Genomic DNA, 15559 nt, shown 5'->3' on the forward strand with positions numbered 1-15559 from the left:
CCCGCGAGCGCGGCCGATGCCGTCGCTCGCGGGCAGGGGGTCGAGGGCGTTGATTCCGCTATCGCAGTGCCCACTGCTGGTTGGTGCCGCCGTTGCAGGACCAGAGGATGATCCTGGTGCCGTTGGCGGTGCCTGCGGCGTTGGCGTCGAGGCAGAGGCCGGACTGGACGCCGGTGATGGTGCCGCCCGCGTTGACGTTCCACTGCTGGTTGTTCTGGCCGTTGCAGTCCCAGACGATGACCTGGGTGCCGTTGGTGGTGCCGCCTCCGCTGGCGTCGAGGCACTTGTTGCCGGCGACGGTCAGTTGTTTGCCGGTGGTGTAGGTCCAGGTCTGGCCGGCCGTGCCGGTGCAGTCCTGGAGTTGGGTCTGGGTGCCGTTGGTGGTGCCGGCGCCGGGGACGGACAGACAGCGGCCGGACTGCGCGCCCACGACCTGCTGCGCCGTCGTCGGCGGCGGGGTGGTGTTCTGCGGTCCGGCGGACGCCATCACGTCCTGGGCGCCGGAAGGCCAGTTGCCATTGGTGACCGTGACATTGCCGGACACCACGTTGCCGCGGTCCCCGTTGGTCACGTTCGTACTGCCGTTGGTCGACCAGTTGTCGGTGACGGTCCAGTTCCCCATGTTCTCGCCACCCCCGTAGTTGGCCGTCGCCCACGTACCGGTGTTCGAGAAGACATTGTTGGTGGCCTTGTAGTACTTCGAGCCCTCGTCGAAGTACAGCCCGAAGTATCCGTTGGTCCGCTGGCAGTGGTTCCGGCTGATCAGCGCGTTCGGGTTCCAGCCGAGCGTGTAGATGCAGCCACCGTCGTTCATCTGCCGCATGACGTCGTGGATGTAGTTCCCGATGAGCCGGTTGTCGGACGCGGTGGTCGGCGTCGTGTAGCGCGGCTGGTAGTTGTACAGGCCGCGGCCCGCGTAGTGGTTGCTGCCGCCCGCGTCGTTGGAGCCCCAGCCGTACCCGATCGACATGCCGGAGTACGGCATGTTGTAGACCTCGTTCTGGGCGACGGTGCTGCCCGTGACGTACGTGGTCAGGACGGAGACGATGCCCCGGTAGTCCGCCCCGAGGTCATGGATGCGGTTGTGGCTGATCGTGATGTCCCTGTTGACCATGCGCTGGTCACTGGGGTGGTGGGCGTCAGCGCGCACACCGCCCACGAGGATGCCACCGGCCGAACTCCGCGCTATCTCCGACCGGGTCACCGTGATGTCGTCGGCGCCCAGGCCGACACCACTGGCGTGCGCGTTGGCGTCGTTGCCGATACCGATGGCGGTCTGGCCCAGGTTGACGAACCGGGAGTCGGTGAAGGTGATGGTGTTGGCGGCGGACACCTGCACGGCGGCCGGCATCTGCCGCCAGTGCGGCCGGGTGGCCTCGAACTGCGTACAGCCGTTGTGGCAGGAGTCGAAGCCCGGCCGGCTCCAGTCACCGGCCATGTACGCGCCGGTCTGCTGGTCCACGTAACCCTGGTTGCTGCTGGGGCCCAGCCAGCTCGTACCGGTGAAGGTGATTCCGCTGAACGTGAGGTGGTGCGCCGGCTCGCCGTATGTGCCGCCGACGTTCACCAGCGACTGCAGCGTCGGCAGTTCCACGCTGACGGAGCTCATGTTCTGCCCGGCCAGAGGGATGTAGTACAGGGCTCCGGCCCTGGGGTTGAGGTACCACTCACCGGGCGAGTCCAGGAACTCGTACGCGTTGGCCAGGTAGAACGGGCCGGCCCGGTGTGGCCGCATCAGGGTGTCGTAGCCGAAGTTGTTGTTGTTCCACGCCGGCTGCTGCATCGTGATGAAGTTCCCGCTGATGCTCTGCACCGGCGAGTACCGGTCGGTGAAGGAGTTGACGCCCTCCACCTCGATCCGGCTCTGGTCGGCCAGGTTGTTCAGATAGCTCAGCGCTCCGCCCGAGAACCTCATTCCGGCGCTGGAGGCGGTGAAATCAGCCCTGTTCACCTGCGTACGTGCCCGGGTGGCGACGGCGCCGTCGACGTAGAGCTGCCGGGCATCGAGACCGGCGGGCACGTCGGCCTTCCAGATGTTCTTGGCTGCGTCGGCCACGGACCAGCCGGTGACCGCCCGGGCGCCGGTGATCACCGGACGCGCCGACGGGGCTGCCCGCCACACGACCGTGTGGCCGCCCGAGCCGGAGTCCTCCGCTGTCAGCCGCAAGGGTTGGGCCAGCCGGTACACACCGTCCGCCAACTGCACCACGATGTCGTCCGACATGGTGTCGTTGAGCGATCGCACCGCCGCCTGCGCGGCAGTCAGGGAGCACGGCTGCGCGCTGGAACAGTCACTGCCGGTGCCGGACGGCGAGACGTACACCGTCTGTGCGGCCGCGGACGCGGGCGCCGGGAACGCCGTCACGGCGGTCGCGGCCAAACCGAGTGTGGCGGCTACCGCGAGAAGCCGCCTTCGTATCGTGTGGGCTGTGAACACGTTCTCTCCTTATGGCGGTTCCCGGCACATAGGACGTATGACGTCTTTCGGATACCAAAGCCACCCCCATCACCCGGTCGAGGGGACGTCTTCCAGTCCGTGCAGGACGGTGCGGAGGTAGGACAGCCCGTCACGGGCGAGGGCGTCCTGCGTGTTGGCGAGCGGCCGCCAGATCGAGGCGGCGGTGGCGATGGCCTCGTTCCGCGCGGTGAACGACTCGATGCACAGCGCGCCGCCGTAGCCGGTCGTCGCCAGGTTGGCGAGGAAGCGCGGCCAGTCGAAGTGGTCGGCGCCCGGGGCGCCGCGGTCGGTGCCGCTGACCTGGACGTGCTTGATGTGCGGACCGGCCGTGACGAGCGCCTCGTAGGGATCGGCCTCCTCGATGTTCATGTGATAGGTGTCGATCATGAGACCGACGTTCGAGGGCAGGCCGTCGATCAGTTCCACCGCCTGCTCGACCGTGTTGACGACGCTCGTCTCATAGCGGTTGAGGGACTCCACGCCGATGCTCACGCCCCGCTCCCCCGCGTAGTCGGCCACCGGCCCCAGGGCGCGGCGGACGTCCGCGTAGCAGGCCGCGCGCTCCACCGGTGACATCCGCCAGGTCCGCCCCACCGCGGCGTAGACCGGGCCGCCGACGCAGGGAGCGCCGACGGCCGCCGCACGGTCCACGCACGTTCTCAGGTACGCCGCGGTGGAGGCGACGGCCTCCGGTGGGGCGTTCACGAGGTCACGTCCGGGCGAGGTGACGGCACAGACGCCGACCGCGCGCAGGCCGTGTGCCGCCAGCAGGTCCCGCGTGCGTGCCGGGTCCCAGTCGCCGGGTTGCTCGATCGGCAGCTCGACCGCGTCGAACCCGAACGCGGCGATCCGCGGCACCAGTTCGGCCAGGGCCACGTCGTCGACCGGTGAGGCCCAGACCCACGGGTTGACACCGATGGTGTACACCGGACTACTTCCAGCGCTTCGGGTAGCCGGGCAGGTCGGTGCAGCCGCACATCGCGTAGTGCAGTGGCGGCATGGTGGGGTCGACGTACTCGTCCAGGTTGTCCTCGGTGATGGTCGGCTGTGGCAGCTTCCACGGGTTCGGCACCCGCTCGCCGTCGAGGATCTTCAGCGCGGCGATGATCGGGGTGCGCCACTGGTAGGTCGGGTAGGTCGGGGCGATCGCCGTGAGCTTCTTGTCCTTCCACAGCTTCAGAAAGTCGAGCTGGTCCTCGCCGTTGATCGGCGGCACGGGCTTGCCGGCGTCCTCGAACGCCTCGACCGCCGCGCCCGCGACCGCCCCGGCGTCCATCCAGACGCCGTCGATCGTGCCGTACCGCTGGATGTAGTCGTTGACGATCTTCTTCGTCCTGGCCGGGTCGCCGTCGGTGAACTCGACGCCGACGACGTCGACGCCCGCCTTGTCGAAGGCGACCTTCGCCGCGGCCCAACGGGTCTCCAGCACGTCGACGCCGGGCAGGATGCGCAGCGCGAGCACCTTGCCGCCCCGCTTCATCTTCTGGCTGACGAACTCCGCCGCGACATGGCCGAATCCGTAGCCGCCGATCGGATTGATGAACGTCACCGGGCAGGACGTGTCGACGCCGCGGTCGAAGACGATGACCGGCAGGCCCTTCCGGCAGGCGGCCTCCACGGCCGGGGTGAGCGTCGCGGTGGTGTTCGGCGAGACGATGAGTGCGTGGCAGCCCTTGCCGAGCAGGTCGTTGATGTCGGCGATCTGCTTCTGGTCCTTGCCTTCGGCGTCGACGTGGACGAACTCGGAGATCCGTTCGCGGTGGGTGTCGACCTCGGCCTGCATGGTCTTGAAACCGACCTGGCGCCACGGGTTGTTCAGCCCGGCGTTGGAGAAGCAGATCTTGTGCGGTCCGGGCTTCTTGAACTTCGCAGTCCGCACCATCGCCGGGTCGAGCGCCTGCTCCCAGGGCTTGCCGGCGGGCCCGGTGGGCGCGGTGTCCAGGAGCGCGAGCTGCTTGTCGTAGTCGGCCCGGACGAAGAACTTCGACTGCTTCCCGGTGCCCGACCCGGTGCCCGCGGAGGGGGAACCCGATGCACCGGTGGTGGGCTCGTCGGTGGCGCAGCCGGCCAGCACCAATAAGGTGCTCACGACCAGCACCGTCATGGAATGCCTCACTGGATCCCCTTCATCTGGACGGGACACGGAAGGACGCCGCCGCCACCGCGAGCAGGATGATCGCGCCCTGGACGGCCGGTTCGAGGGCGCCGGAGACGCCGTAGAAGTTCATGAGCGTGAAGAGCGTCTCGAGGGTCAGCGCGCCCAGCATCGCGCCGACGACGGAACCCCGGCCCCCGCCCAGAGCGACACCACCGAGGACCGCCGCGGTGATCGCGCCGAACTCCAGGCCGGCGCCGGCCTGGAACGACACTCCGCTGTACCCGCCGATGAGGACCGCCGCGAGGGTGGCGGCGAGTCCGCTGAGGACGAACGCCATGGTCTTGGCGCGCCACACGCGCACGCCACTCAGCTCGGCGGTCCGCGGGTTGCCGCCGACGGCGACCAGGGTGCGGCCGAAGTCCGAACGGGTCAGCACCAGCGCCAGGGCGGCCGCCGCCAGCAGGACGACCAGGGCGTACGGTATCCGCCCCAGCGCGGGCACGTCCTCGAACGCCGACCGACCCAGCCGCCGGAACTCCTCGGAGAGGGCGCCCTTCGGGGCACCGTCGGACCACAGGTACACGGCACCGACGAGGATCAGGTACATCCCGAGGGTCGTGATGAACGACGGCACGCGCAGCCAGGTGGTGACGAGGCCGTTGACGAGGCCGACGACGACGCCGAACGCGAGCAGGAGCACGACGACAGGCCAGCCGGCCGACGGATCGCCGTCGATCAGTCGGGCGGCGACGACCACCTGCGCGGTGACCAGAGAGCCGACGGACAGGTCCAACTCGCCGGAGACGATCACGAAGTACTGGCCGGCGGCGAGCAGGACGATCGGCGCGGAGCGGCCGAGGAACGACATCAGCGACGGCGGCGAGAAGAAGTCCGGTTGGCGGGCGCTCAGCAGAACCAGCAGGACCGCCAGGATCACGATGATCGGTGCGAGACCGCCGGAGCGGAACCCGGGGAGCCGCAGAGGGCGCGCGATCCGCATGCTAGGACGCCTTTCGCATCGCCCGGTGGGCGTATACGGCGACCGCCGCGATGATGATCACACCGCGGATCACCTGCTTGAAGAACACGTCGACGTCGAGCTGGTTGAAGACGGCGTCGATGCTCGCGAGCAGCAGCACGCCGCCGACCGTGCCGACGACGCCGCCGCGCCCGCCGGCCAGGGCGGTGCCGCCGAGCACCACCGCGGCGATCGATTCCAGGTCGTACAGACCCTCGGTGCCCACCCTCGGTGCGCCGGCGCCGAGCCGGCTGGCGAGGTAGACCCCGGCGAGGCCGGCGCAGAGGGCGCACAGTACGTGGGCGGTGACGAGGACCCGGCTGCCCCGCACGCCGGAGAGCCGGGCGACCTCCGGGTCACCGCCCACGGCGATCAGATGGTGGCCGAAGCGGGTGCGCGCGAGCACGAACCAGGCCGCCGCGGCGACGGCGAGCAACAGCAGGAACGCCAGCGGCACCGGGCCGACGCGCTGGTACCCCAGGCCCTGCACCAGGGCGGGTGCGGTCTTTCCGGCCGGCCCGTCGTATCCGTTGTCGAGGTATCCCTTCAGCAGCAGTCCGACGCCGACGGTCGCGATGAAGGGGTTGATCCGCGCTGCGGTGACGAGCAGGCCGTTGACGAGGCCGATCGCGGCGCTGACGGCGAGCGTCAGCCCGATCGCCGGCAGCAGCGCGGCGTCGCCGCCGGCCATGGCCTCGGCGGCGACGAGGGTGCTCAGACTGACCACGTACGCCACGGACAGGTCGAGCGAGCCCCCGATGACGACCAGTGTCTGGCCGACCGCGACGATGCCCAGACCGGTGGCGACGTGCAGCAGGCTCACCGTCGTCGGCAGGCTGAACAGCCGGCCGCCGTCGATCGTGACGACGAGCCAACCGATCGCCAGAGTGAGGACCAGGGCGACGAACACGCCGGGCGGGGTCCGTCGGGCCGGTGGGGACAGCGTGCCGCTCATCCGGCCGCCTCCCGCGCGGTGCCGACCGCCAGGGCGACGACATCCTCCTCCGTCGCGTCGGCGGGCAGCTCGCCGGCGATCCGGCCGTCGCGCATCACGATGATCCGGTCGCTCATGCCGAGCAGTTCGGGCAGTTCGGAGGAGACCATCAGCACGGCGGCGCCGTCGCGGGCCAGTCGGCGGACGAGATCGTGGATCGCCGACCTCGCGCCCACGTCGATGCCCCGGGTCGGCTCGTCGAAGAGCAGGATCCTCGGAGCGAGCGCGAGCCATCTGGCCAGCACGACCTTCTGCTGATTGCCCCCGGACAGGAAACGGATCTCCTGGTCCTCCCGTGCGGCGCGCAGCTCGACGGCCGCGAGCAGCTCCCGCACCCGCGCGGTCCGGGCACCGTGGCCGACCCGGCCGGGGCGGACGGCGCTGACGGCGCGGGCGGCTCGGACGGCGCGGGCGGCTCGGACAGGGCGGACGGCGCTGACGGCTCGGACGGCCAACAGCGCGTTGTCGAGCACCGACTGCTCGGCGACGATTCCCTCGCCCTTGCGGTCCTCGGAGACGTACGCGATACCGGCGCGCATCGCGGCGCGGGGCGAGCGCAGCCGGACCGGGGCTCCGTCGACGGCCACCTGGCCGGTGCTGAACGGTGCGGCGCCGAACAGTGCGCGGGCGAGCGCGGACCGGCCGGAGCCCTGCAGGCCGCCGACGCCGAGCACCTCGCCGGCGCGCAGCCGCAGGTCGATGCCGCGCAGCTTCCGGTTGCCCGCGCCCCGGACGGTCAGTCGCACCGGGCCCAGCTCCCGCGGTTTCGCCCGGTCGGGGTAGTAGCTCGACAGCTCACGGCCGACCATGTGGCGCACCAGCCGATCGGCGCTGGTGTCCGCGGTGTCCAAGGTGGCCACCGCCCGGCCGTCCTTGAGCACCGTGATCCGGCTGGAGAGGTCGAAGACCTCCTTGAGGCGGTGCGAGACGTACAGCACGCCCATCCCGTGCTCCTGGAGCCGCCGTACGAGCGCGTAGAGCTGGTCGACCTCGTGGTCGGCGAGAGCCGCGGTGGGCTCGTCCATGATGAGCAGCCGCGCGTCGAGGGCGAGCGCCTTGACGATCTCGACCACCTGTTGTTGTGCCACGCCGAGTCGTCCCACGCGCGTGTCGGGCGGTAGGGAGCCCTCCCCGATCGAGGCGAGGAGCCCCGCGGTGTGGCTGAGCATCGCTCCGCGGTCGACGAGCCCGCGGCGCAGGGGCTCGCGGCCCAGCCAGACGTTCTCCGCGACGGTGCGCTCGGGCAGCAGGGCCAGCTCCTGGTGGACGATGCCGATACCGGCCTGTTGGGCCTCACGCGGGCTGCGGAACGTCCGCGCTGCGCCGGCGAACTCGATCGTTCCCTCGTCGGGCTGGTGGACGCCGGACACCACTTTCATGAGCGTGGACTTGCCGGCGCCGTTCTCGCCGACGACCGCGTGCACCTCGCCCGGCGCGACCTGGAGGTCGACGCCGTCGAGCACCCGCACGCCGAGGAACGACTTGCCGATGCCTCGCAGAGCGAGCAGCGGCGACGGCAGCAGGCCAGACATCGTGGTGGACCCTCAACATTCGCGTCGTCAGCAGGAATGAGTCACCGATAGCTGAATCGTCCGGGTACGGCCGGGCATGGAATGACAGCTCTCGCCCGCGAGCTGTCGTCGAATTGTTTCGAACTTTCGCCGGACGCAATGGCGACATCGCGGCCCCGAGGGTAAATGCCTCGATGAGCGCCTGGCAATACCGTGGGAGCCAACTGCCCTCTATGGACCGGGGATCGGTCGAGAGCGATTGATACGCCAAAATCTGTTATCGAATCGCCCCGTCCCGAGTCGCGCGCCGAACCATGAAGACCGTGAACCACGAAGAATGATGCGCGAAATGTGTTATGGAATCAGCCGCACCCGATCCTTATTGACTGTTGCGAAACCCCGCTGCATGCTGACCGGCAGACCACGGGAGACCGTCGCATACGGTGTGACGCCCCCCTTCTCTTCCGTAGGGACCTGACTGCCCGTCACGGCGGACGGGACGACGAGCTGACGGCACACGCGCGCCTCCGACGCGCCCAGGCACTCCTGGCGCATCGGAGGTGCGGCCGGCGCGTGCCCGTGGTCATGCCCTCGTTGCTCCGCCGAATAGGAGACGGCATGCGTCGCATCACATTAATCTTCGGGGCGATCGCGAGCGTGCTCCTGTCGCTCGTCATCGCCCAACCGGCGTCAGCGGCGCCGGCCTTCCGAGCCCTGGTCTTCACGAAGACGGCCGGCTACCGGCACGATTCGATCCCGGCCGGCCTGGCGATGTTCCGGGAGCAGGCGGCGGCCAACAACTTCGAGTTGGTCCACAGCGAGGACTCAAGCGTTTTCACCCCGGCGAATCTCGCCACCTTCGACGTGCTCATCATGTTCCAGACCTCGGGAATGGTGTGGTCCACGGCGTCCCAACGTCAGGCGGTGGAGGGCTATCTCGCCAGTGGCAAGGGCATCGTCTCGATCCACAACGCCACGGACATGGGCATCGAGAACGAGTACCCGTGGTGGGACCAGACCATCAACGGCGGTGCGCACATGCCGGAGCACTCCCCCGGTGTGCTGGCCGGCACCGCCGTCGTCGCGGACAAGAAGCACCCCTCGACGGCCGGCCTGCCGGACCGTTGGAACCGCAGCGAGGAGTGGTACAACTTCGACCGCAACCCCCGCGGCGACGTCCACGTCCTGGTCACCGCGGACGAGCGCACGTACAACCCGGGCCCCCGCGCCATGGGGCCGGACCATCCCATCTCCTGGTGCCGCACCACCGGCGGCGGCCGCGTGTGGGCCACCGCCATGGGGCACTCCAGCGTGGCCTACAGCGAGACCCAGTTCCGCAACCACGTCCTCGGGGGCGTCAAGTGGGCGGCAGGCAACGAGTCCGGCGACTGCGGCGGCACCGTGTGGAGCAACTTCGAGAAGCGCACCCTCGACGACAACACCGCGGACCCGATGGCCCTGGCGGTCGCCCCGGACGGGCGGGTGCTCTACGTCCAGCGGGGCGGGCAGCTGAAGATCTTCAAACCGACCACCAACCGGACCGTGACGGCCGCCACGCTCAGCGTCTACACCGGCGGCGAGGACGGCCTCACCGGACTGGCGCTCGACCCCGACTTCGCCGACAACGGCTACGTGTACCTGTATCACTCGCCGGCCGGAGTCCCGAACGACATCAACCGGGTCTCCCGGTTCACGCTCACCGGCGACACCCTGAACATGTCGAGCCAGAAGACGATCATCGACATCCCCGCGACTCGTGACCGCACGTTCGCCGAGCCCGGACACACGGGCGGGTACATCGAGTTCGGCCCCGACAAGAACCTCTACATCGGCACCGGGGACGACGTCCCACCGAACCTCGACCCCGCCTGGCAGGGCTACGCCCCGCTGGACTGGCGGCAGGGCAAGGCCAACCTCGACGCCGCCCGCACCGCCGGCAACACCAACGACCTGCGGGGCAAGCTCCTGCGCATCCGGCCGTCGGCCGACGGCGGCTACACCGTCCCGGCCGGCAACCTCTACCCGCAGGGCACGGCGCAGACCCGGCCGGAGATCTACGCGATGGGCTTCCGCAACCCGTTCCGCTTCTCGATCGACCCGGAGAACGGGTGGGTGTACCTCGCCGACTACGGCCCGGACCGGAACCCGCCCACGACCAACCGCGGCCCCGAAGGGCTCGTCGAGCTCAATGTCATCAAGTCCCCGGGCAACTACGGCTGGCCGTTCTGCCACGGCGACAACCAGGCCTACGCGCCGTACAACCCGAGCACCGGTGTCGTCGGCGCCAAGTTCAACTGCAACGCGCCGGTCAACAACTCGCCGAACAACACCGGCCTGACCAGCCTCAAGCCGATCGTCGCGCCGAACATGTGGTACGGCTACGGCGTCTCACCGAACTTCCCCGAACTCGGCTCCGGCGGCTCGGGGCCGATGGGCGGTCCGGTCTACCGCTACGACGCATCAAACCCGTCCGAGACGAAGTTCCCGCCCTACTACGACGGGGTCCACTTCTTCTACGAGTGGTCGCGCCATACCGTCAAGGAGGTCCACTTCGACTCCGCGACCGCGGTCACCCGGACCAACCCCTTCATGCCCGCCGCCAAGTTCCTCAAGCCGATGGACATGGAGTTCGGGCCCGACGGCTCGCTGTACCTGCTCGAATGGGGCAACAACTTCTCCGGCGGCAACAACGACTCGGGGCTGTACCGCATCGACTACAACCACGGCGGACGGTCGCCGATCGCCAAGGCCACCGGAACGCCCACCAACGGGGACGCCCCGCTGAACGTGCAGTTCAGCAGCGCGGGGTCCACGGACCCGGACCCCGGTAGCACGCTCAGCCACCACTGGACCTTCGGCGACGGCACCACGTCCACGGCGGCCAACCCGTCACACACCTACACCGCCAACGGCAACTACACCGCCCAGCTCAAGGTCACCGACAACACCGGCAGGACGGCCTTCGCCAACGTGCCGATCACCGTGGGCAACACCGCACCGACCGTCACCCTCACCCTGCCCTCCAACGGCGGCTTGCTGGACTTCGGCGACCGCGTCCCGTACAAGGTGTCCGTCTCGGATCCCGGCGGCGCGCCCGTCGACTGCGCCAAGGTGTTCGTCAACCCCGCCCTCGGCCACGACGACCACCAGCACGAGACCACGGACCATCCGGGGTGCTCGGGCACCATCGACACGACGTTGCTGGGCGGGCACCCCGACGGCGCCAACCTGTACTACGTCCTCAACGCCCGCTACACCGACGACGGCGGCCCCGGCGGCGCGAACCCGCTCACCGGCTACGCCCAGGCGATCCTCCAGCCCAAGCACAAGCAGGCCGAGTTCTACACGGACCAGTCGGGTGTGCAGATCGTCGAGCAGGCCGGCGCGGAGAGCGGCAAGCGGGTCGGCGACATCTCCGACGGCGACTGGGTCGCGTTCAAGCCGATGAGCCTGTCGGGCATCACGAGCGTGAAGTACCGCCTGTCGTCGCCGAGCGGCGGCGGATCGATCGAACTGCGCGCCGACTCCCCGACCGGCACACTCCTGGCCACGACACCGGTGCCCAGCACCGGCGGCTGGAACACCTACCAGTCCACGTCGGCGGTGAACACAGCCGATCTCTCCGGCTCTCACCCGCTCTACCTGGTGTTCAAGGGCACCTCGAACAACTGGTTCGACCTCGACTCGCTCACCTTCGGCGGGAACGGGGTCGGCGAACCGGGCGGCGGCGGCGGTGGCGTCGCCGGTCGGACCTGGACGGTCGCGGCGCAGCACAGCGGCAAGTTCATGGACGTCAGCAGCGCCTCGACCGCTGACGGCGCCCAGGTCGTCCAGTGGCCGTCCACCGGCGGCAACAACCAGAAGTGGCAGGCCGTCGACGCCGGTGGCGGTGCCGTCTACCTGAAGGCGGGACACAGCGACAAGTGCCTCGCCGTCACGGGCGGGTCCACCACCCAGGGCGCGTTCCTGCAGCAGTCCACCTGCGACAACGGCAACGCGCAGAAGTTCCTCGTCACCCCGTCGACCACGGCGGGCGTGTACACGATGAAGAGCGTCCCCAGTGGACTGTGCGTCGACGTCAACGGCGGCTCGACGGCCGACGGCGCACGACTCCTGCAATGGAGCTGCCACAGCGGCACCAACCAGCAGTGGCGGTTCACCGCCGTATAGCCCGTCCGGTGGATGCCCGGCGCGGTCGCGCGCCGGGCATCCCTTCCTACGACCAGGTGAGGAACCGCCATGGTGTTTCGCATACCTCGGCCCCGCCGGTACGGACGTCTGTCCGCGCTGGTCACCGCCCTGGGGCTTGTCGCCGTCGGCGCCACCGCGGTGGCGGCACCGATCGAACCCGGGAAGAGCGCCCCCATCGTGGGCGCGCAGTCCGGCCGCTGTCTGACCGTCCCCGGCACCACCAACGGCACCCAGACCCAACTCCAGGACTGCACCGGCGCGGCCGGCCAGACCTGGACCTACACCACCGGCAAACAACTGACCGTCGCCGGCAACAAGTGCCTCGACGCCAGCGGAGGCAGCACCACCAACGGCACCCAGGTCATCATCTGGGACTGCAACGGCCAGAACAACCAGCAGTGGAACGTCAACGCGGGCGGCACCATCACCGGCGTCCAGTCCGGCCTCTGCCTCGACGCCAACGCCGCAGGCACCGCCAACGGCACCAGGATCATCCTCTGGTCCTGCAACGGCGGCACCAACCAGCAGTGGAGCTCACCGACCCCGCCGCCGGACCCGCCGGACCCGCCGCTGCCGGGCGGCGCGGGCACGTGCGACATCTACGCCTCGGGCGGCACCCCCTGCATCGCCGCCCACAGCACCGTACGCGCGCTCTACGGCACCTACAGCGGCAACCTGTACCAGGTCCGGCGCTCGTCCGACAGCACGACCCGGAACATCGGCGTCCGGAGCGCGGGCGGGGCCGCCGACGCGGCGACGCAGGACTCGTTCTGCGCGGGGACCGCCTGTGTCATCACCGTCGTCTACGACCAGTCCGGCCGCGGGAACGACCTGTGGTACCAGGGCTCGAGTGTGGTTCCCGGCTCTCCCCAGAGCCGCCCGGCGACCGCGACGTCGGAGTCGCTGACGGTCGGCGGCAGCAAGGCCTACTCGCTCTACATCAACCCCGGCAACAGCTACTGGCGGGACGGCCATCTGACCGGCGTGCCGACCGGCAGCGCCCCCGAAGGCATGTACATGGTGACCAGCGGCACCCATGTCAACGGCGGCTGCTGCTTCGACTACGGCAACAGTGAGACGACCCGAGCGGCCGACGCGGCCGGGGCGATGGACGCGATCAATTTCAGCACCCAGTGCTGGTTCGGCGGATGCTCCGGCAACGGTCCATGGGTCCAGGCCGACCTCGAATGGGGGCTCTACTCCGGTGGGAGTCAGTCCTGGAACCCGAACCAGCGGGCCTTCACCAGCAAGTTCGTGACGGCGATGTTGAAGAACAACGGGACGAGCCGTTTCGCGCTGAGGGGTGCCAACGCCCAGACCGGAAGCCTGACCACACTCTGGGACGGCGCGCTTCCGCCCGGCTACAGCCCCATGAAGAAGCAGGGCGCCATCATCCTCGGCAGCGGCGGTGACTGCTGCAAGCCCGGCGGCGGCGCGAACCTCAGCGCCGGCACCTTCTACGAGGGCGCGATGGTGTCCGGCTACCCGTCCGACGCGACCGACAACGCGGTACAGGCCAACATCGTCGCCGCCGGCTACCGCTGAGTCGCCCATCCATGAAGGGAGAAACGTGATGCGACAAGGCAACAACCGTCACCGATGGCGCACACCGATCGTCATGGCCATCACCCTGTTACTCGCCGCGGCCGGCATCAGCGGCATCGGACTGACGTCCGCCGCCGCGGCCGCGGCACCCTCCGTCGCCCCGAGCGCCGGATGCGGCAAGCCCCCCACGCTGACGAGTGGTCCGCGTTCGATCCAGAGCAGCGGCAGGACGCGGAACTACATCCTGCGGGTGCCCGCCACCTACGACAACAACCGCCCGTACCGCCTGGTCTTCGGTTTCCACTGGAACGGCGGCACCGCGGGCGACGTCGACTCGGGCGGAACCAGCGGATACTCCTGGTCGTACTACGGCCTGCGGGCGATCTCGAACGACAGCGCGATCTTCGTCGCGCCCCAGGGCCTCGGGAATGGCTGGGCCAATTCCAATGGCGAGGACCTGACCTTCGTGGACGACATGATCAGGCAGATCGACGCGGGCCTGTGTGTCGACACGAACCAGCGCTTCGCCGGGGGTTTCAGCTACGGCGGCGGCATGAGTTTCGCACTTGCGTGCGCCCGGCCGACGGTGTTCCGCGCGGTCGCCGTGTACGCGGGCGGACAGTTGAGCGGGTGCAACGGCGGTACCCAGCCGGTCGCGTACATCGGACTGCACGGCTTGCGGGACCCGGTGCTCCCGATCGCCACGGGACGTTCGCTGCGTGACAGGTTCGTGCGGAACAACGGCTGCACTCCCCAGAACCCGCCGGAGCCTGCACGGGGCAGCCTCACGCATGTCGTCACGACCTACTCGGGGTGCCGCGCCGGTTACCCCGTGGCATGGGCCGCGTACGACGCGGGTCATACGCCCGGTCCTGTCGACGGATCGGCCGGCGACTACGAACCCGGTGAGAGGTCGTGGACCCGGGCGGTGGTGTGGAACTTCTTCACGCAGCTCGACGGCTCGGATCCCACGCCGAACCCGACCACGTTCCGGCTGCGCAACGAGGGCTCGGGCCGGTGCCTGGACGTCAACGGCGCGAACGCGGCCAACGGCACACCGATGATCATCTGGGACTGCCACGGCAACGCCAACCAGCAGTTCACCCAGAACGGTCAGGCGCTGCAGGTGCTGGGCAAGTGCCTGAACGTTCCGCCCAACGCCGCCGCCGGCACACGGGTCCAGATCCAGGACTGCAACGGTGCCGCCAACCAGCAGTGGGCCCTCAACAGCAACGGCACGATCCGCCACGCTCAGAGCGGGTTGTGCCTGGACGTCAACGGCGCAAGCACCGCCAACGGCTCCGCGGTCGTCGTGTGGAGCTGCCACGACGGCGCCAACCAGCGCTGGGCGCGAGCCTAGACGCACGAGAGGGGCCACCTCCCCTGGGGAGGTGGCCCTTTGGCGTGCCGCGTCAGCTCACGGCAGGGTCCATTTCTGGTTGGCGCCGCCGTGGCACGTCCACAGGTGCACGAGGGTGCCGTCCGAGGAGTTGGCGCCCGACACGTCCAGGCACTTGCCCGACTGCGGGTTCCGCAGCGACCCGTCCGGGTACGCCTGCCAGTTCTGGTTGGTACCGCCGTTGCAGGACCACAGCACGACTCTCGTACCGTCCGCCGTACCGCCACCGCTGACGTCCAGGCACTTGCCCAACGCCTTGACCGTCGACCCCGCCGCCACCGTCCACTGCTGCCTCGCCGAGCCCGTGCACGACGAGATCTGCACCGCCGTCCCGTCCGCCGAACC

General features: G+C 69.4%; 10 protein-coding genes. 3 read left to right on the top strand and 7 right to left on the bottom strand.

Features of this window, described 5'->3' with window-relative positions; genetic code table 11:
• Positions 1 to 58: 58 nt before the first annotated feature.
• The 6 genes from M8J73_RS25520 to M8J73_RS25545 form a co-directional block, all read right to left on the bottom strand.
• Positions 59 to 2380 (bottom strand): RICIN domain-containing protein, encoded by a 2322-nt coding sequence (locus M8J73_RS25520; RefSeq protein ID WP_079055097.1) that lies wholly within the window; start codon positions 2378 to 2380, stop codon positions 59 to 61.
• Between the two features lie 126 nt (positions 2381 to 2506).
• A complete protein-coding gene (locus tag M8J73_RS25525) occupies positions 2507 to 3385 on the bottom strand; it encodes a sugar phosphate isomerase/epimerase family protein (protein WP_055541264.1) in 879 nt (292 codons plus the stop codon).
• A 4-nt stretch (positions 3386 to 3389) separates the two neighbouring features.
• A complete protein-coding gene (locus tag M8J73_RS25530) occupies positions 3390 to 4562 on the bottom strand; it encodes an ABC transporter substrate-binding protein (protein WP_055541265.1) in 1173 nt (390 codons plus the stop codon).
• Positions 4563 to 4584: 22 nt separating this feature from the next.
• A complete protein-coding gene (locus tag M8J73_RS25535) occupies positions 4585 to 5556 on the bottom strand; it encodes an ABC transporter permease (protein WP_249829096.1) in 972 nt (323 codons plus the stop codon).
• Position 5557: 1 nt separating this feature from the next.
• Positions 5558 to 6529, bottom strand: a complete 972-nt coding sequence (locus M8J73_RS25540; protein WP_055539960.1) for an ABC transporter permease — start codon at positions 6527 to 6529, stop codon at positions 5558 to 5560.
• Positions 6526 to 8100: a sugar ABC transporter ATP-binding protein gene (locus M8J73_RS25545; protein WP_055539959.1), complete on the bottom strand. Its 1575-nt coding sequence runs from the start codon at positions 8098 to 8100 to the stop codon at positions 6526 to 6528. The genes M8J73_RS25540 and M8J73_RS25545 overlap by 4 nt, the downstream gene beginning before the upstream one ends.
• Positions 8101 to 8697: 597 nt before the next feature.
• Between M8J73_RS25545 and M8J73_RS25550 the strand changes: the two genes are divergently transcribed.
• From M8J73_RS25550 to M8J73_RS25560, 3 genes are all read left to right on the top strand, one after another.
• Positions 8698 to 12249, top strand: coding sequence for a ThuA domain-containing protein (locus M8J73_RS25550; RefSeq protein ID WP_055539958.1), 3552 nt, complete (start codon positions 8698 to 8700; stop codon positions 12247 to 12249).
• Positions 12250 to 12318: 69 nt separating this feature from the next.
• Positions 12319 to 13815 carry an arabinofuranosidase catalytic domain-containing protein gene (locus M8J73_RS25555; protein ID WP_055539957.1) on the top strand — a complete coding sequence of 499 codons (1497 nt, stop codon included), beginning with the start codon at positions 12319 to 12321 and terminating at the stop codon, positions 13813 to 13815.
• Between the two features lie 73 nt (positions 13816 to 13888).
• Positions 13889 to 15175, top strand: a complete 1287-nt coding sequence (locus M8J73_RS25560) for a ricin-type beta-trefoil lectin domain protein (protein WP_055539963.1) — start codon at positions 13889 to 13891, stop codon at positions 15173 to 15175.
• A 57-nt stretch (positions 15176 to 15232) separates the two neighbouring features.
• Here the strand turns inward: M8J73_RS25560 and M8J73_RS25565 are convergent.
• Positions 15233 to 15559, bottom strand: a 327-nt coding sequence (locus tag M8J73_RS25565) for an RICIN domain-containing protein (protein ID WP_249829097.1), incomplete at its 5' end; no start/stop codon positions are given.

The sequence above is a fragment of the Streptomyces neyagawaensis genome (genome assembly GCF_023516595.1).
GTDB lineage: Bacteria > Actinomycetota > Actinomycetes > Streptomycetales > Streptomycetaceae > Streptomyces > Streptomyces neyagawaensis.